Origin of the sequence: Hymenobacter sp. YIM 151858-1 (genome assembly GCF_025979705.1) — a bacterium.
Lineage (GTDB): Bacteria > Bacteroidota > Bacteroidia > Cytophagales > Hymenobacteraceae > Solirubrum.
This window is the reverse complement of the sequence record NZ_CP110136.1, coordinates 3,729,651-3,753,829: the sequence shown is the minus strand read 5'-3', so window position 1 is coordinate 3,753,829 and position 24,179 is coordinate 3,729,651. Positions and strand designations below refer to the sequence as shown.

Annotated in this window: 20 protein-coding genes; 8 read left to right on the top strand and 12 right to left on the bottom strand. The window is 61.8% G+C overall.

Translation table 11 applies throughout. The features are described from left to right. Positions 1 to 96: 96 nt before the first annotated feature. Entirely contained in the window at positions 97 to 879 is a 783-nt protein-coding gene (locus tag OIS50_RS16625; protein WP_264691756.1) for a YkvA family protein, read from the top strand. 93 nt (positions 880 to 972) lie between these two features. Here OIS50_RS16625 and OIS50_RS16620 read toward each other — a convergent pair whose 3' ends face one another. From OIS50_RS16620 to OIS50_RS16595, 6 genes are all read right to left on the bottom strand, one after another. Further along, a complete protein-coding gene (locus OIS50_RS16620; protein ID WP_264691755.1) occupies positions 973 to 1,245 on the bottom strand; it encodes an acyl carrier protein in 273 nt (90 codons plus the stop codon). A 121-nt stretch (positions 1,246 to 1,366) separates the two neighbouring features. Further along, the gene (locus OIS50_RS16615) at positions 1,367 to 4,882 is read right to left on the bottom strand and encodes an efflux RND transporter permease subunit (protein ID WP_264691754.1); all 3,516 of its coding nucleotides are present in this window, start codon (positions 4,880 to 4,882) and stop codon (positions 1,367 to 1,369) included. A 26-nt stretch (positions 4,883 to 4,908) separates the two neighbouring features. Further along, on the bottom strand, positions 4,909 to 5,289 hold the full coding sequence (locus OIS50_RS16610) for a four helix bundle protein (protein WP_264691753.1): 381 nt from the start codon (positions 5,287 to 5,289) through the stop codon (positions 4,909 to 4,911). A 34-nt stretch (positions 5,290 to 5,323) separates the two neighbouring features. Next, positions 5,324 to 6,514, bottom strand: coding sequence for an efflux RND transporter periplasmic adaptor subunit (locus OIS50_RS16605; RefSeq protein WP_264691752.1), 1,191 nt, complete (start codon positions 6,512 to 6,514; stop codon positions 5,324 to 5,326). A gap of 51 nt (positions 6,515 to 6,565) precedes the next feature. Continuing rightward, positions 6,566 to 8,086 carry a TolC family protein gene (locus OIS50_RS16600; protein WP_264691751.1) on the bottom strand — a complete coding sequence of 507 codons (1,521 nt, stop codon included), beginning with the start codon at positions 8,084 to 8,086 and terminating at the stop codon, positions 6,566 to 6,568. 33 nt (positions 8,087 to 8,119) lie between these two features. Next, positions 8,120 to 8,755, bottom strand: a complete 636-nt coding sequence (locus OIS50_RS16595; RefSeq protein ID WP_264691750.1) for a TetR/AcrR family transcriptional regulator — start codon at positions 8,753 to 8,755, stop codon at positions 8,120 to 8,122. 226 nt (positions 8,756 to 8,981) lie between these two features. Between OIS50_RS16595 and ispF the strand changes: the two genes are divergently transcribed. From ispF to OIS50_RS16570, 5 genes are all read left to right on the top strand, one after another. Beyond that, complete coding sequence (ispF, locus tag OIS50_RS16590; RefSeq protein ID WP_264691749.1) at positions 8,982 to 9,461, top strand: 2-C-methyl-D-erythritol 2,4-cyclodiphosphate synthase; 480 nt, start codon at positions 8,982 to 8,984, stop codon at positions 9,459 to 9,461. Between the two features lie 124 nt (positions 9,462 to 9,585). Then, the gene (locus tag OIS50_RS16585) at positions 9,586 to 11,289 is read left to right on the top strand and encodes a M28 family peptidase (RefSeq protein ID WP_264691748.1); all 1,704 of its coding nucleotides are present in this window, start codon (positions 9,586 to 9,588) and stop codon (positions 11,287 to 11,289) included. 209 nt (positions 11,290 to 11,498) lie between these two features. Next, the gene (locus tag OIS50_RS16580) at positions 11,499 to 13,163 is read left to right on the top strand and encodes a M28 family peptidase (protein WP_264691747.1); all 1,665 of its coding nucleotides are present in this window, start codon (positions 11,499 to 11,501) and stop codon (positions 13,161 to 13,163) included. A 159-nt stretch (positions 13,164 to 13,322) separates the two neighbouring features. Continuing rightward, positions 13,323 to 14,702, top strand: coding sequence for a LutB/LldF family L-lactate oxidation iron-sulfur protein (locus tag OIS50_RS16575; protein WP_264691746.1), 1,380 nt, complete (start codon positions 13,323 to 13,325; stop codon positions 14,700 to 14,702). Between the two features lie 91 nt (positions 14,703 to 14,793). Next, positions 14,794 to 15,846, top strand: coding sequence for a hypothetical protein (locus OIS50_RS16570; protein ID WP_264691745.1), 1,053 nt, complete (start codon positions 14,794 to 14,796; stop codon positions 15,844 to 15,846). Between the two features lie 320 nt (positions 15,847 to 16,166). On the opposite strand, the gene sdaAA is transcribed toward OIS50_RS16570, so the two are convergent. After that, complete coding sequence (sdaAA, locus tag OIS50_RS16565) at positions 16,167 to 17,072, bottom strand: L-serine ammonia-lyase, iron-sulfur-dependent, subunit alpha (RefSeq protein WP_264691744.1); 906 nt, start codon at positions 17,070 to 17,072, stop codon at positions 16,167 to 16,169. Between the two features lie 204 nt (positions 17,073 to 17,276). On the opposite strand from sdaAA, the gene OIS50_RS16560 reads away from it, so the two are divergent. Continuing rightward, positions 17,277 to 17,717: a GNAT family N-acetyltransferase gene (locus OIS50_RS16560; RefSeq protein ID WP_264691743.1), complete on the top strand. Its 441-nt coding sequence runs from the start codon at positions 17,277 to 17,279 to the stop codon at positions 17,715 to 17,717. Positions 17,718 to 17,782: 65 nt separating this feature from the next. Here the strand turns inward: OIS50_RS16560 and msrB are convergent, their stop codons facing one another. Continuing rightward, positions 17,783 to 18,250, bottom strand: coding sequence for a peptide-methionine (R)-S-oxide reductase MsrB (gene msrB, locus OIS50_RS16555; RefSeq protein WP_264691742.1), 468 nt, complete (start codon positions 18,248 to 18,250; stop codon positions 17,783 to 17,785). 124 nt (positions 18,251 to 18,374) lie between these two features. On the opposite strand from msrB, the gene OIS50_RS16550 reads away from it, so the two are divergent. After that, entirely contained in the window at positions 18,375 to 19,892 is a 1,518-nt protein-coding gene (locus OIS50_RS16550) for an NAD(P)H-hydrate dehydratase (RefSeq protein ID WP_264691741.1), read from the top strand. Positions 19,893 to 19,902: 10 nt separating this feature from the next. On the opposite strand, the gene OIS50_RS16545 is transcribed toward OIS50_RS16550, so the two are convergent. The 4 genes from OIS50_RS16545 to pafA all read right to left on the bottom strand — a co-directional run bounded on the left by OIS50_RS16545 (position 19,903) and on the right by pafA (position 24,129). After that, on the bottom strand, positions 19,903 to 20,823 hold the full coding sequence (locus tag OIS50_RS16545; RefSeq protein WP_264691740.1) for a UbiA family prenyltransferase: 921 nt from the start codon (positions 20,821 to 20,823) through the stop codon (positions 19,903 to 19,905). Positions 20,824 to 20,895: 72 nt separating this feature from the next. Beyond that, positions 20,896 to 21,594: a DUF6766 family protein gene (locus OIS50_RS16540; RefSeq protein ID WP_264691739.1), complete on the bottom strand. Its 699-nt coding sequence runs from the start codon at positions 21,592 to 21,594 to the stop codon at positions 20,896 to 20,898. A 134-nt stretch (positions 21,595 to 21,728) separates the two neighbouring features. Beyond that, a complete protein-coding gene (locus tag OIS50_RS16535) occupies positions 21,729 to 22,316 on the bottom strand; it encodes an inorganic diphosphatase (RefSeq protein ID WP_264691738.1) in 588 nt (195 codons plus the stop codon). A 91-nt stretch (positions 22,317 to 22,407) separates the two neighbouring features. Further along, positions 22,408 to 24,129 (bottom strand): alkaline phosphatase PafA, encoded by a 1,722-nt coding sequence (pafA, locus tag OIS50_RS16530; RefSeq protein WP_264691737.1) that lies wholly within the window; start codon positions 24,127 to 24,129, stop codon positions 22,408 to 22,410. Positions 24,130 to 24,179 lie beyond the last annotated feature (50 nt).

Below are 24,179 nucleotides of genomic sequence, written 5' to 3'. Positions count from 1 at the left end.
ATAACTATTTTGCCGCGTAGTAGTATTAGAACGGCAACCAGCACCGGCTTTGGCCGCGTTGCAGTGCCATTATTCTCTCTTCACCTGCCTAGCTGTATGGCTACCAACCAACCCAACGGCGAGCAAGTTGCCTCGTCGCCTCTGTTTAAAGGTTTCTTACGCAAAGCCGAGGGCTATTTGCGCCAGCCGTTGCGCATCAAACAGCTGCTTAGCGACGCCTACCACAAAGCCAGCGAGAAAAAGGAGCTGGGCCACCTTGCCCAGGAGGCTTGGGAAAGCCTGCAAACCCTCTTCCGACTGGTGCGCTCTGCCGCTTCGGGCGAGTACCACGGCGTGCCCACGCCTACGGTGCTGGGTGCCGTGGCGGTGCTTATTTACTTCATGAGCCCCATCGACCTGGTGCCCGACTTCATTCCGGTTGTCGGCTTGCTTGATGACGTAGCCTTGTTGGCATGGTTTACCAGCACCCTGAAAAACGAAATGGACAAGTTTGAAGAATGGGAGCGTACGCGCGCCCAGCCCTTGGCAGCCGGCAGCAACCTAGGCGCCGAAAAAGCCGCCACCGACCAGCCTTTGTCGGGCACGGCCGCAGCGGCCCAGCGCCTCGAACAAGCCGAGCACAGCGTGAGCAGCGGCTCGTTTGTCGAAAGCCCCGAATCGGCGAAGCGTGCCGGCCGCGCCGACCTGCCCGGCGGCTCGCAACCCGACCCCGCCAACCAGGTAAGCGATGCGCACCCGGAGGGCAGCGTTGCCGATACCCACCACCCCGACCTCGACGTGAAGCCCAACCCCAACGTGGAGGGAGCCAGCACGGCCGGCAGCCGCGACCCCAAAAGCAGCGGCCTGCGCGGCGGCGACACCGGCGGCAACGTGCGGTAGCCCTGCGCCCAACCCGCCTGCAATAGCAAAAGGCCCGCATACCTGGCTCAGGTATGCGGGCCTTTTGCTATTGGCCCTAGGTGCCGGAAACGACTACTGCGCCTTGGAGCCCCCCAGGTGCGCAGCCACGTAGCGCACAAAGTCGCGTACGGTATTCAGCGGCACCTCGTCGGGAATGGTGATGTGGAAGCGGCGTTCGAGTTCCAGAATGATATCAACCACATCAACCGTATCGAACCCAAGTTCGCGGCTGAGGTTGCTTGATACACGCAGGCGGTTGGGCTTGATGGCTTTACGCTTGCTGATGATGCGCAGCACCTGTTGTTCGATGCTGGCGGGGGCGGCGGTAGTCGTTCGGGTTAACATGGCGTGAAACGACAATTAGAACGGAAAGAGGTAAGGAAGATTGTCCGTCTTGGCTCCGGCTTAAGGCAGGGGTGCCATAAGCCGGAGCCATTTCAGGCGCAAAAGGTTGCAAGCCCGGGGCTTAGTACTCGGCAAGAATCGGTGGCGTGGCGGCCGACACTTCTTCTTCGTCGACCTCCTGCCGCACGTTGGCATCGGGGTCTTTGCCCGATACCTTGCCTTTCAGCGTTTCGCTCAGCAGGTACATTACCGGTACCACCACCAGCGTGATAACCGTAGCGAAAACCAGACCGAAGATGATCGTCCAGGCCAGCGGGCCCCAGAACGTTACCGACTCGCCGCCGATGTAGAACATCGGATCGAAGGCAGCAAACATCTCGTAGAAGTCGACGTTCAGGCCGATGGCCAGCGGAATCAGACCTAGGGTAGCGGCCGTAGCCGTCAGGATTACCGGGTTCAGGCGGGTGCGGCCGGCCAGCACAATGGCTTCGCGCAGCGGCATGCCCTGAGCGCGCAGAATGTCGGTGAACTCGACCAGCAGAATGCCGTTTTTCACCACAATACCGGCCAAGGCGATGATGCCCACACCCGTCATCACGATGCTGATGTTCATGCCCGTGATGGCCAGGCCCCAAAATACGCCGGCAATAGAGAACAGCACTTCGGACAAGATGATAACCGGCTTGCTGAACGAGTTGAACTGCACCACCAGAATCAGGAAGATCAGGGCCAGGGCGCCCAGGCCGGCAATGGGCAGGAAGTCGGAAGTCTCCTTTTGATCTTCCTGCGCGCCGCCCATCTTGATGGTGTAGCCGGGAGGCGTGGGGTATGCTTTCAGCGCCGTCTCGATGTTGCGAACCACGTCGGGGCCGGTGAAGCCGCTCAGCACGTTCGAGGAGATGGTGATAACGCGCTTCACGTCTTTGCGCTTAATGCCGCCGTAGGTGGTGCCATATTTCACGTCGGCTACCGATGAGATGGGCACTTGGCGCATCTGGCCGGTGAAGTCGCGGAAGGTGAGCGGGGCATTGAGGATGGCGTTTACGTCTTCGCGGTAGGGCTTGGCGTAGCGCACCTGAATGGGGTACTCATCGTCGGGCGTCTTGAATTTGCTGGCTTCCGAGCCGTAGATGGAGGTACGCACCTCCATGCCGATCTGCGCCGTGCTGATGCCTTCGCGGTTGGCGCGCACACGGTCGATGTTCACGGCAATTTCCGGGTTGCGGTCCTCCAGGTTCGAGCGGAGCTGCTCGATGCCGCCGATGTTCTTCGAATTCACGTACCGAATCACATCCTTCGAGAGTGCAGCCAGCGTGGGGTAATCGTCGCCGGCCACCTCAATGGCAATTTCTTTACCCGTGGGCGGGCCGCTCGATTCCTGGTCAACCGAAATTTCGGTGCCGGGAATACCCTTCACCACCTCCCGGATTTTATCCATGTAGGTGCGGGTGCTGGGGCCCGTCCGCTCGCTCAGTTCCTTGAACGCCACGGCTACCTTGGCCAGATGCGACTGCGACACGCCCGTAGCCGAAGCCTCGCCCGGGTCGTTGGCGCCGATGGCAACGTTGGTAATCACCGATTCCACGTCGGGGTTGCTCTGGCCGATAACGCCATAGATGCGCTTTTCCAGGATGCGGGCCACCGAGTCGGTTACCTCCACGCGGGTACCCACGGGCATGCGGAGGTAGGTGTACACGAATTTCGGGTCGCCCTTGGGGAAGAAGTCAACCTTGGGGCTGCGGATACCTACAGCTACAAACGAGCCGATGAACAGCACCACCACACCAATCATTACCAGGGCCGGATGGCTGATAGCCCAACGCACCAGGTTAGCGTAGCCGTTCTGGAAGCGCGGCAGGGCCTTGGTCTGGAACCAGGCAATGCCCTTGTTGAACACGAACATGTTCAGCCAGATAAAGGCAGCAACGAACAGCGACAGGTTGCCGATGAAGTGGCCGTGCTCCTTGAAAAAGCTAGGCGACTCGGCGCCGGCCGCTACGGCAGCAGCGCCTTCGGCTCCGGCTTCGGAGTGGCCTCCGATACCCACCAGGTTAAACAGGATGCCAAAGCCTACCAGCACCGCCGTCCAGATCAGTAGGCTACGCGTCACTTTGGGCTTGCTGTCCTCGTGGTGGTGGTCTTCGCGCTCCATGAACGACACGGCAAACACCGGGTTCATGATGAAGGCCACGATCAGCGACGACATCAGCGTCAGAATGAGCGTAACGGGCAGGTAGAACATGAAACTACCCACAATGCCCGGCCAGAACATCAGCGGCACAAACGGAGCCACGGTGGTGAGGGTACCAGCCAGTACGGGCACGAACACTTCGCCGGCCGCAAACTTGGCGGCCTGTGCGGTGCTCAGGTTCGGGTGCTCGTGCAGGATGCGGTGGGTGTTTTCGATTACCACGATGGCGTCGTCCACCACAATACCTAGGGCCAGCAGGAAAGCGAAGAGCACAATCATGTTCAGGGCGAAGCCGAACATGGGCAGCACCACGAAAGCCAGGAACATGGACAGCGGCACCGACAAACCCACGAACAAGGCGTTGGTGGTACCCATGAAGAACATCAGAATCACCGTAACGAGGATGAAGCCGATGATGATGGTGTTGATCAGGTCGTGCAGCGTTACGCGGGTGTCGTTGGAGGTGTCACCCGTAATGGTTACGCGCAGGTCGCTCGACAAATCTTTCTTCGAGTCTTCTACCAGTTGCTTGATCTTGTCGGAGGCATCGATGAGGTTTTCGCCTTGGCGCTTAATTACGTTCAGCGTAATCGAGGGCTTGCCATCGAGGCGCGCGTAGGATTCGCGGTCTTTAAAGGCATCCTCCACGTTGGCAATGTCGCCGAGGCGCACGGCTGCGCCGCTCAGGTTTTTCACCTGAATGTTGGCAATGTCGGCGGCGTTGGCGTACTGGCCAGCCACGCGCACGGCGCGTTTCTGGTTGCCTACGTCAATAGAGCCACCCGAAATGGTGATGTTCTCGCGGGCAATGGCCGCCTGGATGTCGGTGAAGCTCAGGCGGGCAGCACGCAGCTTGTACATGTCCACGTCTACGTTTACCTGCTGCTCCAGCGCACCGATGATGTCGACGCGGGTGATTTCGGGCAGGGCCTCAATCTTGTCCTGGAAGTCGTCGGCCAGCTTCTTGAGCTGCGAGGCGGGCAGGTTGCCGGCCAAGTTGATCTGCATGATCGGCAGCTCCGACAGGTTTACTTCCTGCACGGTAGGCGGCGAGGGCAGGTCGTTGGGCAGCTCGGTAGAAGCCTTGTCCACGGCGTCCTTGATGAGCTGCTTGGCGTACTGCACGTCCACACCGGAGTTAAACTCCACGTCCACGATGCAGTAGTCCTGGTTTGAGGTCGAGTTGATCTTCTTAACCCCGTTCACGGACTTGATTTCCTTCTCGAGCTGGCGCGTCACCAGGTTCTCGATGTCGGTTGGCGAAGTACCGGGGTAAATCGTGGCCACGATGATGCGCGGAATCACGATGTCCGGAAACTTCTCCTTGCCCAGCTTGATGTAGGCAAACACACCGGCCACGCACAGCAAGAGCGTGATGATGTAGATACTCGTCTTGTTATTGATGGACCAACTGGTGGGCCCAAACTCTTTTTCGATGTCCTGCATTGCGATGAGGAGCTAGGAGTTAGAAGCTAGGAGTTAGAAGCGGCTGCCGCGCTGGCACGCATGGTTTTGCCGTACGCGTGCAGCAACCGCCCTACTTCGTTCGCTTGCTCGGTCAGTGCCCGGGTACTGGCGTACCCTAGGTCTTGCGCCAGAATAAAGTAATACTGCACCTCCTCCAGGGAGCCTTCGGCAGTATTGAAGAACCGGATCTTGTCTTTCAGGCCCCGCTTGCGGAAGCCCTCGGCAATGTTGGCCGGCACCGATACGGCGGCCCGGCGGAGCTGAGCCGTTAGGGCAAAGAGCTCGTGCTTCGGAAAAGATTCGGACACGCGGTACACAGCCAGCACTAGCTGGTGGGCTTTTTGCCACACCACCAGTTCCTGAAAGCTTTTGGCGCCTCGTTCCATTTCCTGCAGCATTCTAGCTCCTTGCTCCTAGCTTCTAGCTCCTAGCTTCTGCCAACGCCACCGTTTGGCCCTCGTTGAGGTTCTGGTAACCAGCCGAAATCACTTGGTCGTTGGGCTTCAGGCCGCCGGTGATTTCCATTTTGCCGTTGTAGGTGGCGCCGGTCTGCACCACGCGCTTGGCGGCAATTTTCTTACCGCCTTGGTCTTCAACCACAAAAACGTAGCTATTTTCTTCGTCGCGCTGTACCAGGTCAACCGGCAGTACCGTAGCCTGGGCTTTGTTGTAGTTCTGGATGCGCACCGTGGCCACCATGTTGGGGCGCAGCTGCTGGGCTTGCGAGCCGTTGAGGCGCAGCTCTACGGCAAAAGTGCGGCTGGCCGGGTTGATGGTGCGGCTCACCGTACGAACAGTGGAGGGAATATCCGTGGCGCCTAGGTCGGGGATGCTCACCAAGGCCTTGTCGCCGGCCTTGATGTTAGCCGCGTAGTTTTCCGATACGTCGGCCACAATTTTGTTGCCGGCACCGCTTACCAGGCGCACCACCGGCATACCGGGGTTGCCCATTTCGCCCACTTTGGCGGGCACATCGTCAACCACGCCGCTAAACGGGGCCACCACGTTGTACATAGCGCGTTGGCGCTGCTGCGTAGCGAGGCTGCGCTGCAGAGCTTCGTAGTTGTTTTTGGCTTGCAGGTACTGAATTTCGGTACCGATCTGCTGCTTCCAGAGGCGGTCCTGCTTTTCGAACACGGTGCGGGCCAGCTCGAGGCGGGTACGCAGCTCGGCAATGCCCGATTCGAGCACCGCGGCATCCTGCGTAGCCAGCACTTGGCCGCGGCTCACCCGGTCGCCGCGCTGCACGCGGATGTCGGTAATTACGGCCGGCACGCGCGGCGACACGTTGGCGTTTTCGTCGAAGTCGGCCCGGCCCTGCACCTCCAGGTAGCTGGTAAAGCTTTCGGGCTGCACGCTGATAACCGAAACAGGCGTAGCGGCTACGGCAGCGGTTTTGGCGCCGCCTTTGGCTTCCAGCTCGGCAATTTTGGCTTGCGTGGCGGCTTGCTCTTGCTTAAGCTTGGCCAGCTCAGCTTGCGGGTCTTTCTCGCCACCGCAGGAGGCCAAAAAGGCCAGCGCCAGCACCGCGGCCGAGGTGGTCGATTTCATGGTACGAGTAGCCAAAAACAGCGTGCGGTTAGCGAAAGCCTGCTGAAAAGAACGTTTCATGGTTGAAGTGTTCGCGGGGAGCGTTTGCATGGGGTATCAGGCGCTAACCGCCTATTTGCTCGGCGTCGAGAGAGAGCCCGACGCTTTGTTGAAGTCTACTTTGGCTACCAGCACATCATACAAGGCTGCGTAGTAGTTGGTTTGGGCCTGGCGCAAATCGGTTTCGGCCGTAATCACCTCCAGGTTCGAGCCTACGCCCTCCTGAAACTTGATCTTGGCCACGCGCGCCACGTTGGTGGCCAGGTCGAGGTTGGCTTTTTGGTTGGCCAGCACATCGAGCGAGTTTTGCAGGGTGGTTTGGGTTTGGGCGCGCTGCAAATCGATGCTCTGCTGCAGCGTGGTAAAGCCTTTGTTTACCTGCTCCAGGGCCAGCTTGCCCTGCTCGATGCTGTACTTCTTGCGGAAGCCATCGAACACCGGGACAGAAAGCTGCAGGCCGACGTTGCCGAAGCCAAACCAGTTTTGGTTGCGGAAGCCCTGCTCGTTGAATGAATTGGTACCGCGGAATTCCATCAGGCCACCTAGGGTACGATCGGAGCCGTTGACGCCATAGCCGGCCACCAGGTTAAGCGAAGGCAGGTAGCCCGCGCGGCGGTTGCGTACGTCGAGCACGGCCAGGTCGCGCTGGGTTTCCAGCACCGAGTACTCCACGCGGTTGCTGTAGTTGAAATCGGTGCTGAGGCCCGCGTTGAGGCGCTGGCGCTCGGCTTCGGCATCTACCACGGCCCCGTCGAGGTTATCGGTGAGGGTAACGGGCTGCCGCTGATCAAGGCCCATCTGAAACTTCAGCAAGGCCACGCTCAGATCGACAAGGCGTTGGGCATTTTGCTGCTCAATCTTCAGGTTGTTTACCTGCACCTGCAGGCGGTCCACGTCGAGCTTTTCAACAAAGCCTTCCTTGTAGGTTTGCTTGGTTTGGTACAGCAGAGTGTCGAGGCGCTCCACGTTGCGCGCCAGCAGCTGCAGCCGCTCGCGGGCCACCAGGGTGCTGTAGTAGGCTTTCGACACCTGCTCCATCACCTCGATTTCGCTTTGCTGCGTCTGCTTCACCGACAGGGCCTCGTACACTTTGGCTGCTTTCAGACCTAGGAGGTACGAGCCGTTGAACAACAGCTGCGAAGCCTGCACGCCGGCGGTGCCCTGCCACTGCAGGCCAAACGCGAACGGCTGCGGCGGAATGGCCGGGCCCTGGCGGCTCGTGAGCACCGCCTCCTGCCCGCCCTGGGCCTGGTTGATTTGCTCGCGCGTGAGCACGGTTTGCTGGTTGGGGAAGCTTACCAGTGCCTTCTGCAGCTTAAAGTTGTCGGTGACGGTAACGGCGCCGTTGATCTGTGGCAAGCCCGTAGCGCGGATTTCGCCCACGCGCGCCTGCGCCACTTTCTCGTTGATGCGCGTAGCCTGCAGCGTAGACTTGTTCTGCAACGCGTAGTTGATGGCCTGCTGCAAGCTGAAAGCCATGGGGGTGCTGGTGGCCACCGGCTGCCCCGTGGAGGGGGTTTGCGCCGATAGCGTGGGCAGCCCCAAAAGGCCCGGTGCAGCTACCAGCAGCAGCAGGCGAAACGCTTTTTTCATTGCGAGATGGTATAGGAGTTGAGAGCGGGAGACTTACTTGATTTCTTCTTCGACTTCTTCCGTAACCTGGCGGTACTGGTTGATGAGCCGGTGGCCCTTGACGGTGCAAATGCCATAGAGGTAGTGCTCGACGGTGGCCATGTGCAGGCGCTGCAGCTCAAACTGCCGCGGCGGAAACACGCGCCCGTCGAACATCAGCTCAATCTCGGCCAGGCGCAGCCGGGCTATTATTTCCACATCGAGGTCGGCCCGGAACAGGCCTTCGTCGATGCCCCGGCGCAGGTTCTCGGTGATCTTGCTGAGGATGAACGTGTTCTTGTGCTCCTCGAACAAGGCCCAGGCTTCGGGGTAGTATTTCTGCAACTCATGGAAGATGCTCGGGTGCACCGTCGAGAGCATTTGCTTGTGCCAGTGCATCAGGCTGAACATTTCCTCCAATGCGTTGCCGCCGGCGGCAAACACCAGCTCGCAGCTCGATTCTTCGCGGCCCAGGTGCTGCTGCATGGTAGCCAGCACAATCTGGTCTTTGTTATCGAACCACTTGTAGAGCGTCTTTTTCGACATGCCGAGTTGGGCGGCGATGTCATCCATTGAAACACTGCGGATGCCGTTGCGCATAAACAGCTCAACTGCCGCCTGCAGAATCCGATCCTTTATTTCCGTACTCACGGCACAAAGGTACAACGGAAACTATAAGTGGACCCAAAGTTTCCATTATTTTTTCGCTATTATTCTGGATTGTTCGGTCGGCTTTTGGGGCCGACGCAGGCGCAGTGGTTTTACCTTACCCTGCCCCCTACTTTTTTAAAACGCACTGCCCCCAAGCTGCCAACTCGGCCGTACGGCCCCGGCTCCGTACCTTGGAGTCGTATTTTTACCCCAATTGCCTGCTCACATGAGAATTCGCACCGGCTTCGGCTACGATGTGCACCAGCTGCGCGAGGGCCTGCCTTTCTGGCTCGGCGGCATTCAGATCGAACACACCCACGGCGCCCTAGGTCATTCCGACGCCGATGTGCTCATCCACGTTATCTGCGACGCGCTGCTGGGCGCGGCCAACCTGCGCGACATCGGTTTCCACTTCCCCGACACCGACCCGCAGTACAAAGGCATCGACTCGAAACGCCTGCTGCGCGAGGTGATGCGCCTGCTGCGCGAGCGGGGCTACGAGGTGAGCAACATCGACTCGACGATTTGCCTGGAGCGGCCCAAAGTGAACCCGCACATTGCCGAGATGCAGCGCGTGCTGGCCGAGGTGATGGGCATTCCCGAAGGCGACATCTCCATCAAGGCCACCACCACCGAAAAGCTGGGCTTTGTGGGCCGGCAGGAGGGCGTGGCGGCCTACGCCACGGTGCTCATTGTGCAAGCTTAGCCAAACCACCTAGGGCCGGGCGGCAACCTTGCCATTTGTCGAGTGTCTTTGCCTGGCAAACCCCCGCTCTACTTCTTATTCACTCACCCTTTCCCCTACTCGCAGCGCGGTGCGCTGTCTGCCTATGTCACACAAGTCTTTTTACGCGCTGCTGCTGGCTGCCTCGGTAGTTGCCGGGCCGGCTGCGGCGCAAGATGCACCTAGCGGCAAGCGCAAGGTGAAGGTAAAGCACAAGTCGGAGGCCCCGAAGGGCGCCGCAGCGCCCGCTGCCGCGGCTGCCCCGGCCGCGGCTGCCGCCGCAGCCCCCGCCGCCGACCTGGCCACCACCTACGCCGCCACCATCACGCAGGACGACCTGCGCAAGCACCTGACGGTGCTGGCCTCGGACGCTTACGAAGGCCGAGAAACCGGCGAAAAGGGCCAGAAGATGGCTGCCGAGTACCTGGCCAAGCGCTTTCAGGAGCTGGGCCTGGTGGGCCCCGTGAAAGACTCCGACAACCCCTACATGCAGCACTTCACGATGGAGCGCAGCACGTGGGCGGGCGGCGCTACCCTGAAAGTGGGCGGCCAAACGTTTAAGTGGATGGAGGATTTCTACGCTTACGGCGGCTCGCCGTTTGAGCAGGAAACCACTGTGCAGCCGGTGTTTGTGGGCTACGGCATCGAGCAGGATGGCTACTCCGATTACGCCGGCCTCGATGTAAAAGGCAAGGACCTCATCATCCTGATGGGCGAGCCGACCAAGGACGGCAAAGCCCTGCTGGGCAAAGACGGCGCCGCCAGCAAATGGGGCAACGACTACCGCGCCAAGGCGGCCATGGCCACGCAAAAGGGCGCCCGCTCGGTGTTCTTCGTGAGCTTCAACCCCAACGACAACTTCGGCAAAACGGCGGCCCGCATGGCGCCTTACCTGAGCCGCCCCAGCATTGGCTTTGCCGATGCCAAGAAGGAACCCCGCGCGGCCACGTTCTTCGTGTCGCCGGCCCTAGGTGCCAAGCTGCTGGGCACCACCGATGCCAACGTGCGCAAGTACGAAACCGGCGTAGGCGCCAGCGGTAAACCCACCAAGGCCACCTTTAAGCCCGCGAAGTTTGCCATCAGCGCCCCCAAGAAGCGCGAGAAGTTCACGACCGAAAACGTGCTGGGCTACCTCGAGGGCACCGACAAAAAGGACGAACTGATTGTGGTATCGGCGCACTACGACCACATCGGCATCATTAACGGCGAGGTGCACAACGGCGCCGACGACGACGGCTCGGGCACGGTATCGGTGCTCGAAATGGCCGAGGCGTTCGTGAAAGCTAAAGCCGAGGGCCACGGCCCGCGCCGCAGCATCCTGTTCCTGACGGTAACGGGCGAAGAAAAGGGCCTGCTGGGCTCGGAGTACTACTCCGACCACCCCGTGTTCCCGCTGGCCCAAACCGTAGCCGACCTGAACATCGACATGGTGGGCCGTACCGATAAGGAGCACGAAGGCAAAGGCGACTACGTATACGTGATTGGCTCGGACAAGCTCTCCTCGGAGCTGCACAAGATTGTGCTGGCCGCCAACGAGAAGAACGGCGCCATGGATCTGGACTTCCGCTACAACGACCCGAACGATCCGAACCGCTTCTACTACCGCTCCGACCACTACAACTTCGCGAAGCACGGCATTCCGGTGGCGTTTTTCTTCAACGGCGTGCACGACGATTACCACGGCGCCAAAGACGAAGTCGACAAAATTGAATTCCCGAAAATGGAGAAGCGCGCCCGCGTGGTGTTCCATGCGGCCTGGGAGCTGGTGAACCGCGACAACCGCATCGTGGTCGACTCGAACAAACCCTAGGTGACTTTGAGTAGCCGGTAGCGGGCACTGCGGGCAAGGAGAGCTTTGGGAGCATGCCACTGCCTGCCGAGCACCTTAGCCCCCGCTGGCTATCGGCTACTTACCCCCAACGGCCCGGCAGGTATCCATCTGCCGGGCCGTTGCATTTAGCAGCGCCCCCGGGCGGGCTTAAGCCCAGCAATATCTCCGACAGCCAATAATTTTGCCTTATGCACAAACCTCAACTTTACGCCCTGGCCGCGGCTTTGGGTTGGGCGGCCCTAGGTGGCGCCCAGCCCGCGCTGGCCCAGAGCAAAACCAAGGTCAAGACGAAGACCAAAACGGAACAAGCGGCGGCGGCACCGGCTGCCACCGACTGGGCCGTGAACTACGCCGCTACCATCACGCAGGACGACTTGCGCAAGCACCTGACGGTGCTGGCCTCGGACGCCTACGAAGGCCGCGAAACCGGCGAGAAGGGCCAGAAAATGGCTGCCGAGTACCTGGCCAAACAATTTGCCGCCCTGGGCCTGGCGGGGCCGGTGCAAAACTCCGATAGCCCCTACATCCAGCACTTTACGTTGGAGCGCAACAAGTGGGCCGCCGAGCAAATGAAGCTGCAGATTGGCAAGCAGCAGTACAAGGCGCTGGAGGATTACTTTGTAAGCGGCGACTCGCCGTTTGCGCAGGAAACCACCCTGCAGCCGGTGTTTGTGGGCTACGGCATCGAGCACAACGGCTACGACGACTACGCCGGGCTCGATGTAACAGGCAAGGATTTGGTGATGCTGGTAGGCGAGCCGACCAAAGACGGCAAGCCGCTGCTGAGCACCGATGGCAAGCCCAGCAAATGGGGCGCCGATACCCGCGCCAAATCGGCGCTGGCCACGCAAAAAGGGGCCCGCTCGGTGTTCTTCATCAACCCCGATGCCGAGAAGTTTGCCCAAACGCTGGCGCGGTTTAAGCCCTACCTCAGCCAGCCGCGCATGGGCTTCCCGGGCAAAGCGCAGGCGCAGCCACCTAGGGCCGCTACGTATTTCATCTCGACGGCGGCCGGCTACGAGCTGCTGGGCAGCAATGCCGAGGGCGTGGCCAAGTACCAGGCTGCCGTGGCCGCAGCTGGCAAGCCCACGAAAGCTTCGTTTAAACCTGCGAAGGTGGTGGTACGCTCGCCGCGCAAAACGGAAACCTTCGCCACCGAAAACGTGATGGGCTACCTCGAGGGCACCGACAAGAAAGACGAGGTGCTGGTGCTTTCGGCCCACTACGACCACCTAGGCGTGCGCGACGGCAAGGTGTACAACGGCGCCGACGACGACGGCTCGGGCACGGTATCGGTGCTGGAGCTGGCCGAGGCATTCAGCAAAGCCAAAGCCGAAGGGCACGGCCCGCGCCGCAGCATCCTGTTTCTGGCCGTTACGGGCGAGGAAGAAGGCCTGTTCGGCTCGGAGTTTTATACCAGCAACCCGGTGTTTCCGCTGGCGCAAACCATTGCCGACCTGAACATGGACATGGTGGGCCGCACCGACGACCACCACAAGCCCGGCGACCAATACGTGTGCCTGGTGGGCTCGGATAAGCTCTCGTCGGAGCTGCACGCCATCAGCGAGGCCATGAACCAGAAGTACACGCAGCTGGCCCTCGACTACCGCTACAACGACCCCAAAGACCCCGAGCGCGTGTACTACCGCTCCGACCACTACAACTTTGCCAAGCACAAGGTGCCGGTTATCTTCTACACCACCGGCGACCACGCCGACTACCACCAAACCACCGACGACGTGGAGAAGATTGAATTTCCGCTGATGGAAAAGCGCGGCCGTTTGGTGTTTCATACGGCCTGGGAGCTGGTAAACCGCGACTCCCGCCCCGTGGTCGATTCGAACAAGCCCTAGGTTTCGCTCGGGCAAGTGGCCGTTGGCAGCAAGTTGCTGCGTTGGTGCGGCCTAATTACCGTGCGTTTTTGCCCGGAAGTCTGCCGAGAACTGAACTCTCGGCAGACTTCCGCATTTTTATAGTCACAATTGCTGCCGATTGCCCCGATTTGTGCTGCCATGACTGCTAAAGCTTCTCAATTCCTGGTTGACTCCGATTCGAAAGCCTTCGACCTGGAGCACCGCCGCAAAATCCGGTTCAACATTGGCAAGTACAACGCGGCCGTGCAGCAAGGCCTCGAGTGGTACCGCAACCACGAGCTGGCCCGCTCGCGCGCCGCTTACCGCAAGGCCCAGGTGGTGAACAACCTCGATCAGTACCTGCTGCAGTGGGAGGAAAACTTTACCCGGCGCGGCGGCAAGGTAATTTGGGCGCAGGATGCCAAGGAGGCCCTCGTTGAAATCGGCAAAATTGTGCAACGCCGCCGGGCCCGCACCGTGGTGAAGGCCAAGAGCATGACCACGGAGGAAATCCATCTGAACGACTACCTCGAGAAGAACGGCGTCGAATCGGTGGAGACGGACCTGGGCGAGTACATCGTGCAGCTGAACGGCGAGCGGCCCTACCACATCGTAACGCCGGCCATGCACCTGAGCAAGAAGGACATTGCCGACATCTTCGTAAAGCACCTGAAGATTGCGCCCACCGACGACGCCCAGCAGCTGGTGTACACCGCGCGCAAGCTGCTGCGCAACAAGTACACCGCGGCCGAAATCGGCATTACGGGCGGCAATTTTCTGGTGGCCGACGTGGGCGGTGTGGCCGTGACGGAAAACGAGGGCAACGCCCGCCTCTCGGCCGCATTTCCGCGCACGCACATTGCCGTGGTGGGCATCGAAAAGCTGATTCCGACGCTGCAGGACCTCGATTTGTTCTGGCCCCTGCTCAGCACCAGCGGCACCGGCCAGCAGCTAACCGTGTACAACACCGTGTACCTGGGGCCGCGCCAGCCCCTGGAGAAGGACGGCCCCGACGAGATGTACGTGGTGCTGCTCGATAACGGCCGCACCAACCTGCTGGCCCAGCCCGATAAGCGCGAGGCGCTGCAGTGCATCCGGTGCGGAGCGTGCCTAAACGTGTGCCCCGTGTACAAAAACATCGGCGGGCATACCTACGAGGCCACGTACTCCGGCCCCATTGGCTCGGTTATTACGCCACACCTCGCCGGTTTCGAAGACAACAAGCACCTGAGTTACGCTTCGTCGTTGTGCGGGGCCTGCTCGTCGGTTTGCCCGGTGCGCATCCCTATCCACAACATTTTGCTACTCAACCGCCAGCAAAGCGTGCGCGAGCACCACAACGACGCTGACGAGGCACGCGGCATTAAGCTGTGGCTCTACGGCATGAAGCACCGCTGGCTGTGGGGCATGGCACCCATTGCGGCCAAGCGCTGGGTGCTGAACCGCCTGCTGGGCCAAACCGGCTGGAACAAGCGCCGAGAGGCCGTGCAACTGGCGCCCAAATCGTTCCGCCAGCTCTGGCAGGAGCGGCGCCCCTAGGTAGCCGGCGGCAGCCCCAACCCAGGAACCCGGCCAAACCGCCCACCGCCCGGCCCGTACAACCTCGACGGTACGTACCTAACGGGGTTTTATGCTGATTGATTGGGCCATACGCGGCGCGGTGCTGCTGGCGGGCATGGCGGTGGTGCTCTACACGCTGGCGGCCGCCATTCGGGCGTTTGTGCTGCCGCGCAACGAGTCGGTGCTGCTGAGCACCGTCGTGTTTCGGAGCGTGCGGCTGGTGTTTCACTTGATAGCGGCTACCGGCCGCACCTTCGCCCGCCGCGACCGGGTGCTGGCCCTGTACGCCCCGGTGGCCCTGGTGGCGCTGCCCATCGCTTGGCTGGGCCTCATCGCCCTCGGGTACACGGGCATGCTTTGGGCCGTGGGCGAAGGCTCCTGGACGTTTTGCTACCGCCTCAGCAGCAACAGCCTACTCACGCTCGGCTCCGATAAAGCCAACACCCTGGCCGGGGCTTTTCTGTCGTACTCCGAGGCCACCTGGGGCTTACTGTTGATGACGCTGCTCATCTCGTACCTGCCCACCATTTACCAGGCTTTTTCGCGGCGCGAGCTGGTGGTGGCCCAACTCGAGCTGCGCGCCGGCGCCCCCAGCACGGCTACCAACTTGCTTGTGTGGCTGAACCGCAGCGGCACCCTGCTCGACGACGACACTGATTGGCGCGCCTGGGAAGAATGGTTTGTGGAGATTGACGAAACGCATACCTCGCTGCCGGTGCTGTCGTTTTTTCGCTCGCCGCAGCCGGGTCGCTCCTGGATTGCCACCGCCGGCATTCTGCTCGATGCAGCCGCCCTCATCATCAGCGCCGTCGAGCAGCCCCGCAGCAACCAAGTGGAGCTCACCTTCAAGGCCGGCTGCCTGGCCGTGAACCGCGTGTACCGCTTTTTCGACCGCCACGCCCGCAGCAAACCCACCGAGCTGCTGGAGCCCAACGACGCCCTCGAGGAGCCCAGCCGCCAGGAGTTCTTCGAAGCCTACAAGTGCCTGCAGGAGCACAACCTGAAACTGCACCCCGACCCGGAGGCCGCGTGGCGGCACTACCACACCCTGCGCGGCCGCTACAACGAGCCCGTTACGTTTCTGGCCAAGCTCCTCACCGCCCCCGATGTAAAAACCGTGTAGCGGCACCTAGGGCAGGCATTTCGCGCGCTGACGTTGGATAACTCCCGTCATCCTGAGCCAAGCGAAGGACCTTCTCACGCCGAACATGCCCCTAGGTCGTTGTCATGCCGAGCGAAGCCGAGGCAGCTCGCGCTGACGCCAGATAGCATCCGCTCCCCTCTCTTTTGGAGAGGGGCTGGGGGTGAGGTCCCAACGTGAGAAGGTCCTTCGCTTTGCTCAGGATGACAGTTACTACCGTGTTGCTATTCACCGTCAGTGCACGAAAACGCCCCGCCGGCACCTAGCCAGCGGGGCGTTGCGGTGGGCCGAAATCAGCAACCCTAAGCCTCCGGCTGATCGGGCAAAATCTGGATGTCCTGCACCAGCACTTTCTGCTCGATCTGGCGGGCGCGCGGCGTGTTGGCCAAGCCGCCCAGGGCCGTTTCCTTGTAGCGCGTTTCCATGCTTTCGCCCACTTCGCCCAGGGCCGCCACGCATTGGTCGACGGGAATAACCGGATCGACACCGGCAATGGCAATTTGAGCCGACGAAAAAGCAATGGCCGCGGCCGAGGCGTTGCGCACCACGCAGGGTACCTCCACGAGGCCCGCCACCGGGTCGCACACCAGGCCCAGCATGCACTGAATGGTAATGGCCACGGCGGCAAAAGCCTGCTCCACGGAGCCGCCCAGGCAGTACACAATGGCACCGGCGCCCATCGCGGCGGCGCTGCCGGTTTCGGCCTGGCAGCCGCCCACGGCACCCGCCAAGGAGGCATTTTGCTCGATGATGAGCGCCACGCCCGCGGCCACAAGCAAACCTTCCAGTATGCTTCGGTCGTCGAGCTTATGCAGCTCCTGCGTGGTCGTGAGGATGCCGGGCAAAATGCCCGAGGCGCCAGCTGTGGGCGCGGCTACCACGCGGCCCATGCACGAGTTTACCTCCTTGGCACCTAGGGCGCGGGTTACCAGCATCTTAAACTCGGGCGAAAGCACCGTTACGGGCGAGGCGGCCACCTTCTTGGCACCGTTCTTAATCATACCCGAGCGCGAGGTCATGTCTTCGCTCAGGCCAGTACGCACGGCGTCGCGCATCACGTCGTAGGCGCGCTGCAGGCCGTCCCAGATTTCTTCTTCGGAGCGGCCTTTCTGCTCCATTTCGTAGGCCAGCACCGGCTGCCAGAGCGCCTCGCCGGTTTGGGCGCAATGCGCTTGCCAGCTGGCAAAATCATTAAAAAGCAACGACATGGGAATGCGGGGAAAGCAGGTGGTAAGTGAGCGGATGGGGCAATAGCTGCTAAACGCGGTTGCGCACCCAGGGGTGCCGGCAAGCCTGCATTTTCGCAGCCGATGCTCGCAGGCAGCTATTTCTAGCTGGCCGCACAGCTTCCAAAGATACCGCTTACTTTCCGCCCGAAATAGGCCTCTGCTGGCCTTTGCCCTTCTCTGCGCATGTCGTCATCTGCCTTTACCGTTTCTACCGACAGCCGCCGCCTCGATGTCGGCCTCATCCACGATTTCCTCAGCAACCGCTCGTACTGGGCGCCCGGCATCAGCCGCGAGCTGGTGGAGCGCTCCATCCGCAACTCGCTGTGCTTTGGCGTGTACGCGGCGCAGGGCCAGCAAGTGGGCTTTGCCCGCATCATCTCCGACCGCGCCACCTTCGCCTACCTCTGCGACGTGTTCGTGCTGGAGGAGTACCGCGGCCAGGGCCTGAGCAAGCTGCTGATGACGTACATCGCTGCGCACCCCGAGCTGCAGGGCCTGCGCCGCTGGATGCTCGGCACCCGCGACGCCCACTCGCTGTACGCCGGGTTCGGCTTTACGCCCCTGGCCAGCCCCGAGCGCTTCATGGAAAACGCCAAGCTCGACCCATACCGGGCTCAGCCATAACCAGAACGCCTAGGTACCCATGCGCATTTAACGGCCTGGGTACCTAGGCGCTACTCGTAGCTTAATTACTGTGCGTCGGCGGTTTGCGACTCCGTTACCAGCTTCACGGCGGCCGAGTTGATGCAGTAGCGCAAGCCCGTGGGCGCCGGCCCATCGGGGAACACGTGGCCCTGGTGGGCGTCGCACACGTTGCAGAGCACCTCCACGCGCACCATGCCGTAGCTCGTGTCCTTCTTGTATTTCAACACGTTGTCGCGCACGGGCTCGGTAAAGCTCGGCCAGCCCGTACCCGATTCGAACTTCGTGCGCGAGTCGTAGCAGGGCGTGCCGCAGCACACGCAGGCGTACAGGCCGGGGTCGTGGGCCTCGCAGTACTCGCCCGTGAAGGCGCGCTCGGTGCCGTGCTGGCGGGTAACGCGGTATTGCTCGGGCGTGAGTTGCTCGCGCCACTCGGCATCGGTTTTCTCCACGCGGCGGTCGGGGGCGGGCACCCCGTTATTGGAAAGGCGGATTACGTCGGCCCAGGTTGTCATGGCAAGTAAGTTAGCGTCGGTTGAAAAGCGGAATAGGTAGCAACGGGTTTACCCTGCCTGCGGTTTAGCGCCGCGGGCGCACCTAGGGTTGGGCCATCCGCCAAAATCTGCGTAAGCTACCGGCATGAAGCTACTCACCGCCGCCCAAACCCGCGAAGCCGATGCGGCCACCATCCGAGAAGAAGGCATTGCATCGGCCGAGCTGATGGAGCGCGCAGCCGCGGCTTTCGTCGGCTGGCTGCACGCCCGCCTCTCCCCTGCTGCCGACACCCAGGTGCTGGTGCTGTGCGGCCCCGGCAACAACGGCGGCGACGGGCTGGCCGCCGCCCGCCTGCTGCACCAGCAAGGTTACCAAGTGCAGGTTGGGTTGTTGCCTGCCGAACAGCACTCGGCCGATTGGGAGCTGAACCGGGGCCGCTTGCCTGTTGAGCTACACGTAGCCGAGTGGCAGCCGGAGCAGTTTCCGACCATCAGCCCCCATACCGTGGTGGTTGATGCGCTGTTCGGCACCGGCCTCAGCCGCCCGTTGGCGGGCGCGGCGGGCGCGTTGGTGCAGCACCTCAACAGCGCCGGGGCCCGCGTGGTAAGCATCGATTTGCCCTCGGGCCTGTTGGCCGATGCGTCCCAGCCCGCCGGCAGCCCGGTGGTGCGCGCCCGGCACACCGTCAGCTTCGAGCTGCCGAAGCTGGCCCTGCTGTTGCCGCAGAACGCCGAGTTTGTGGGGCAGTGGCACGCGGTACCCATCGGCCTCAGCCCTAGGTACCTGGCCGAAGTGCAGGCCGATATGCATTTGGTAGATGCTGCGCTGCTGGCCGGCTGCCTGCCCGCCCGGCCTACCTTCGCTCACAAAGGCACTTTCGGCCATGCGCTGCTGCTGGCCGGCAGCCGCGGCAAAGTGGGTGCGGCAGTGCTGGCTGCGCAGGCTTGCCTGCGCGGCGGCGTGGGGCTGCTGACGGTAGCCGCCCCGGCCGCCGGTTACGCTGTGCTGCAAAGCACCGTGCCTGAGGCCATGTGCCTGACCGATGACTGCAAAACGCACCTCACCAATTTGCCCGAGTTAAAACCTTACGCCGCCGTGGGCATGGGCCCCGGCATCGACCAGGCAGATGATACCCGCGCCGTGCTGGAGGAGTTGCTGTGCACCGCCAAAGTTCCGCTGGTGCTCGATGCCGATGCGCTCAACCTCCTAGGGGCCAACCGCAGCTTGCTCGATCTGCTGCCTCCTGGTACCATTCTCACGCCGCACCCCAAGGAATTTGAGCGCCTTACCGAACCCGCCCACAACGATTACCACCGCCTGGAGTTGCTGCGCACCTTTGCCCGGCAATACCGCTGCTACGTGCTGCTGAAGGGTGCCTACTCTTGCTTGGCTACGCCCGAAGGCCACCTGTACTTCAACACCACCGGCAACCCGGGCATGGCCACTGGCGGCAGCGGCGACGTGCTCACGGGCTTGCTCACCGCCCTGCGCGCCGATAAGCGCCTGAGTGCCCTGGATGCTGCGCTGCTGGGCGTGTATGCCCACGGCCGCGCCGCCGACCTGGCCGTTGCCGATACCGGCCAGGCGGGCCTGATTGCCGGCGACTTGCCGCGCTACATTGGCCGGGCGCTGCAAGCGCTTACTACGTCCGATGCTCTTTGAGGCAGCAGCCCTAGGTGCCCGCCCAGGTAGCAGCCAGCAACAACGCCGCGGCCTGCACCAGCAGCAAGCCGTCGGCCAACAGGGCGAAGTAGTAGTCGGAGCGAGCCTCTTCGGCAAACCACACCACGAGTGCGGTGAGCAATGTAGGAACGGCCAGCACCAGTTGCCCGGCCAGCGGCAGCCCCGGCAGCGCCAAAGCAGCCGAGGTCATTACGCAACCTAGGGCCACGTAGCGGCCGCGCTCATAGCCCAGCAGCACCGGCAACGTGGCCGTGCCCGCGCGCCGGTCGCGGCTTACGTCGCGCAGGTCGAATACCAGTGCAATGGCCAGGATGAAAAAAAAGCGGCGCACGAACAGCAGCCAAACAGGCAGGGTACCCACGGGCTGACCCAGGCACAGCGCCGGCAACCACACCGTAACCGCACTCCACACGTAGCCGATGAGCAGCGTTTTCAGGCCGGGTATATCGCGCAGGCCCCGCCGGCGGCCGCCGTTGCGCCCGGGCAGCACCGGCCACGAGTATGCCAACGACAACAAGGCCAGATGCGCCAAAAACCACGTAAGCCGCTCGGTAAACGGGCTGAATAGGTACAGCGCCAGCACGGCTGCCGCCGAGCCCAGCACCACCCCCAGCAGCAACGGGCGATGCTGCACAATCCAGCGGCGCTGGGCGGGCACGTTGGGCGGCAAGCGCGGGTTGTGCCGCCGGGCCCCGTTGAGGTTGTACACGAACAGCGTAGCCGCAAACACCAACGCCGGCACCGAGGGCGGCAACGGCCGCTGCCAGTACCGCGCCGACGCCACCACCAGCGCCGCCGCCGCCGCCGCCAGCAAGCCGTTGCCGTACAGCACCGCATCGGCCAGGGCCCAAAGCCGGGGCCGCCGGTGCCCCAGGGCTGACGACGAGGATGAAGTGGCGGGTTGGGGCATTGCGGCAGGCGGCTGAGCGTTGGGCGCGCAAAATACGCCGGCCGCCGCTGCCTGCCGCCTGCGCCCTAGGTGCTATTTACCGGTTTCGTTGTGGGCAGCGTCCACGGGCTTCGACTCAGGCGAGCCATGCTGGCGCAGCCATATCGACAGCACCACGATGGCCACGATGCTCATAAACTCGCTTTGCCAGTTCTGCAGCGACTCGAACCAGAAGCGCCCGGTGGCCATGTAGCCCCACACGCTCACGGTTTGCTTGCCGTGGGCCTGCTGCTCGATGTTGTATACCTCGGCGCCACCTAGGGCGTGCAAAAACATCGAAGCCAGAAACAACACCAAAAACGCAATGCTTAGCGAGCGGCGGTACAAGGCCAGCCACCAGCCGCCGCGCTTCACGGGCCAGGGCGCATCGGATTTGTTAGGGTCGGGCTCCCGGTCTACTTCCTCTTCCTCGTCAATCTTTTTCGATTCGGCCGAGCCTTTCTGACGCAGGTTTACGGTGAGCACCACGTACAGGGCCATCTGCAAAAACTCACTTTCCCAGTTCTCAAACGTGGCCTCCAGCCAGTGGCCCGAGGTAATGTACTGCCCCAGCGGAAGGGCGTTCAGGCGCAGGTCTTTCAGCTCTTCGTTGTACTCGTGCCAGCCGGTCAGCGTCTGGCCAATCAAAGTCAGTACAATCAGTACCGTGATGGTGAGGGAAAGACTATTCTCGTACAGAAACCGCTTCAGCGACGGGGCCGGTGGCGGCGAGGCTACTATTTGGGGTGTCATGGGGTACAATGGGAGAAGGGTGTAGCCGTTTGTACGCCTCAGCTGCCCAAAATGTGCTGCCCCAAGCCAACACCCAACAAAAAGCCTCTGCCCGGTTAGGGCAGAGGCTTTTTGTTGACAAAGGCACCTAGGGCCTACAGCATCGAGAGCTGATGCTGGTGGTTTTTGTGGCGGAAGGTTTCGTCGTAGAGGCGCAGGCTGTCCTGCACAATCTTGTAGGCTTCTTCGCGGCCCATGAACTTCTCTACCACCACCTGCTTGTTTTCGAGGGCCTTGTAGTCCTCAAAAAAGCGGCGCATTTCGAGCAGCGTGTGCGGGGGCAGCTCCGAAATGTCGTTGTAGTGGTTCATCGACACGTCGTTGGCCGCTACGGCAATGATTTTGTCGTCCTCCTCGTTGTTGTCGATCATCTGCATCACGCCAATCACCTTGGCCTCGATCAGGCACATCGGCACCACGTCAACTGAGCACAGCACCAGCACGTCGAGCGGGTCTTTGTCGTCGCAGTAGGTTTGCGGAATAAAGCCGTAAGCAGCCGGGTAATGCACCGCCGAGAACAGCACGCGGTCGAGCTTCAGCAGGCCGCTGTCTTTGTCGAGCTCGTACTTACCCTTCGAACCCTTCGGAATTTCGATGATGGCGTTTACCGTTTGCGGAGCCTTGGAGCCGTAGTTAACGTCGTGCCAGGGGTTGAAATGCGTAGTGGAATGAGCGTGAGCCATTGCAGATGATGAGAGTGGGGCGGGCCAGGAAAGGCGGCCTCCGCCGGGTAAAGGATGAGTTTGTACGAGAGTAGCAGCCGAAAGGCTGGGCTTATTTCTTCTTGCTGAGCACCTCTTGCAAAGGCTGGCCGGTGCAGCCGCTCGGCTCCTGTATGTGCAGGAAGCGCGCCACGGTGGGTGCAATATCGGTAATACGCGCCGGGTGGGCCGATTCGCCGTGCGGTACGCGCCACCCCCAGAACAGCAAAGGTACGTGCGTATCGTATGCGCCCGACGAGCCGTGCGTGGTGCCTTTCATTACGGGGTAGCCGTAGGCCTCGAGCCAGCCCGGCGCCAGCACCACCATCACGTCGCCGCTGCGCTTCGGGGAATAGCCGTTTTCGAGGTACATCAGCATGCCGCTTTCCCAGTGCGATTTTTCCAGATCGGTGGCGGCAATGGCCCGCGTAACGCCGGCAAACTGCGTCATGATGCCGGCCACTTCCTGCTGCATCTGGTACAGGTCCAGCTTCTTCTGGGCCAGCAGCGGGCGGTTGAGGTACACCTGCTGATTTTCGTAGCTCAGCACCCACTGGCCCGGGCCGAAGCGGCGCACCAGCTCGCGCTGCAGCGAGTCGCGCATCAGGCCCACGCCCACGCCGTTGCCGGGCAGGCGCTGGCTACGCAAAAACTCCGTGGAGTGCGCGGCGCCGTGGTCGGCCGACAGAAACACCAACGATTGGCCTTTGCCCACGTTTTTGTCGAGGTACGCGAGCAGGCGCGCAATGTCGCGGTCGAGGCGCAGGTACGTGTCCTCGGTTTCGATGGCGTTGGCCCCGAAATGGTGGCCCACGTAGTCGGTCGAGGAAAAGCTTAGGGCCAGGAAGTCGGTTTGCCCGCGCTGGCCCAGCTGCTCAGCCCGCATGGCCTCCAGCGCAAAGTCGAGCGTGAGGGTATTGCCAAACGGTGTCGTCCGAATCAGATCGAGGTTGGTGCTGGGTACTTTTTCGCCGGCTGCCAGCATGGTTTTGCGTACGTCGGCCGGGGCCACGCCGCTTAGAGTAGGCAGGTTATGCGGAAACACGGGCTTCTCTTCGCCCCGGAACGTGTTTTCCCACGGCACATCGTCGGCGGTGCTTTCGGTGTATTCGCCAATGGGCAGCAGCGTTTCCCAGGGCTTGCTCAGGTACTGCTCCGCCAGCTTGCGCTGGTTGAACTGCTGCACCCATTCGGGCAGCTGCTGGGCATAAAAAGTACTGGTGATGAAGGCGCCGTTGCTGTTATCGAACCAATAGGCCGCGCTGGCGGCGTGCCCGGCCGGCAGCACTGAGCCGCGGTCCTTGATGCACACGCCGATTACCTTGCTCTGAAAGTTGCTGGCCAGGCGCAGCTCGTCAGTAATGGTGGTGGTCAGCATGTTGCGCGGCGACTGTTGCCCTGCCGCCGACGTGCTGCCCACCGACTGCACGCTCTTATCGTCGGTCACGTACGTGCCTTTGCCGGCCTCGCGCACAAACCAGTTGTTGCCAACAATGCCGTGCACCGAGGGCGTGGTGCCAGTGTAAATGCTGGCGTGGCCGGGCCCGGTGTAGGTGGGCACGTAGTTGTAGTGGGTGTTCTCGTAGCTGAAGCCCTCGCCCAGTAGGCGCTTAAAGCCGTCGTTGCCGTACTTGCTCCAGTAGCGGTACAGGTAGTCGTAGCGCATCTGGTCTACCACAATACCCACCACCAGCTTGGGCCTGGGCAGGGCTTTGGTTTTTTGCGCACTGGCCTGGGCAGCGCCACCCAGCAGGGCGGCCGTGGCCAACAATCCGGTTAAGAGGGTATTTCGCATAAAAAAGCGCCGGCCGGCAGCTTTGTATAGCTCCGGCCAAGTTTGCGGCC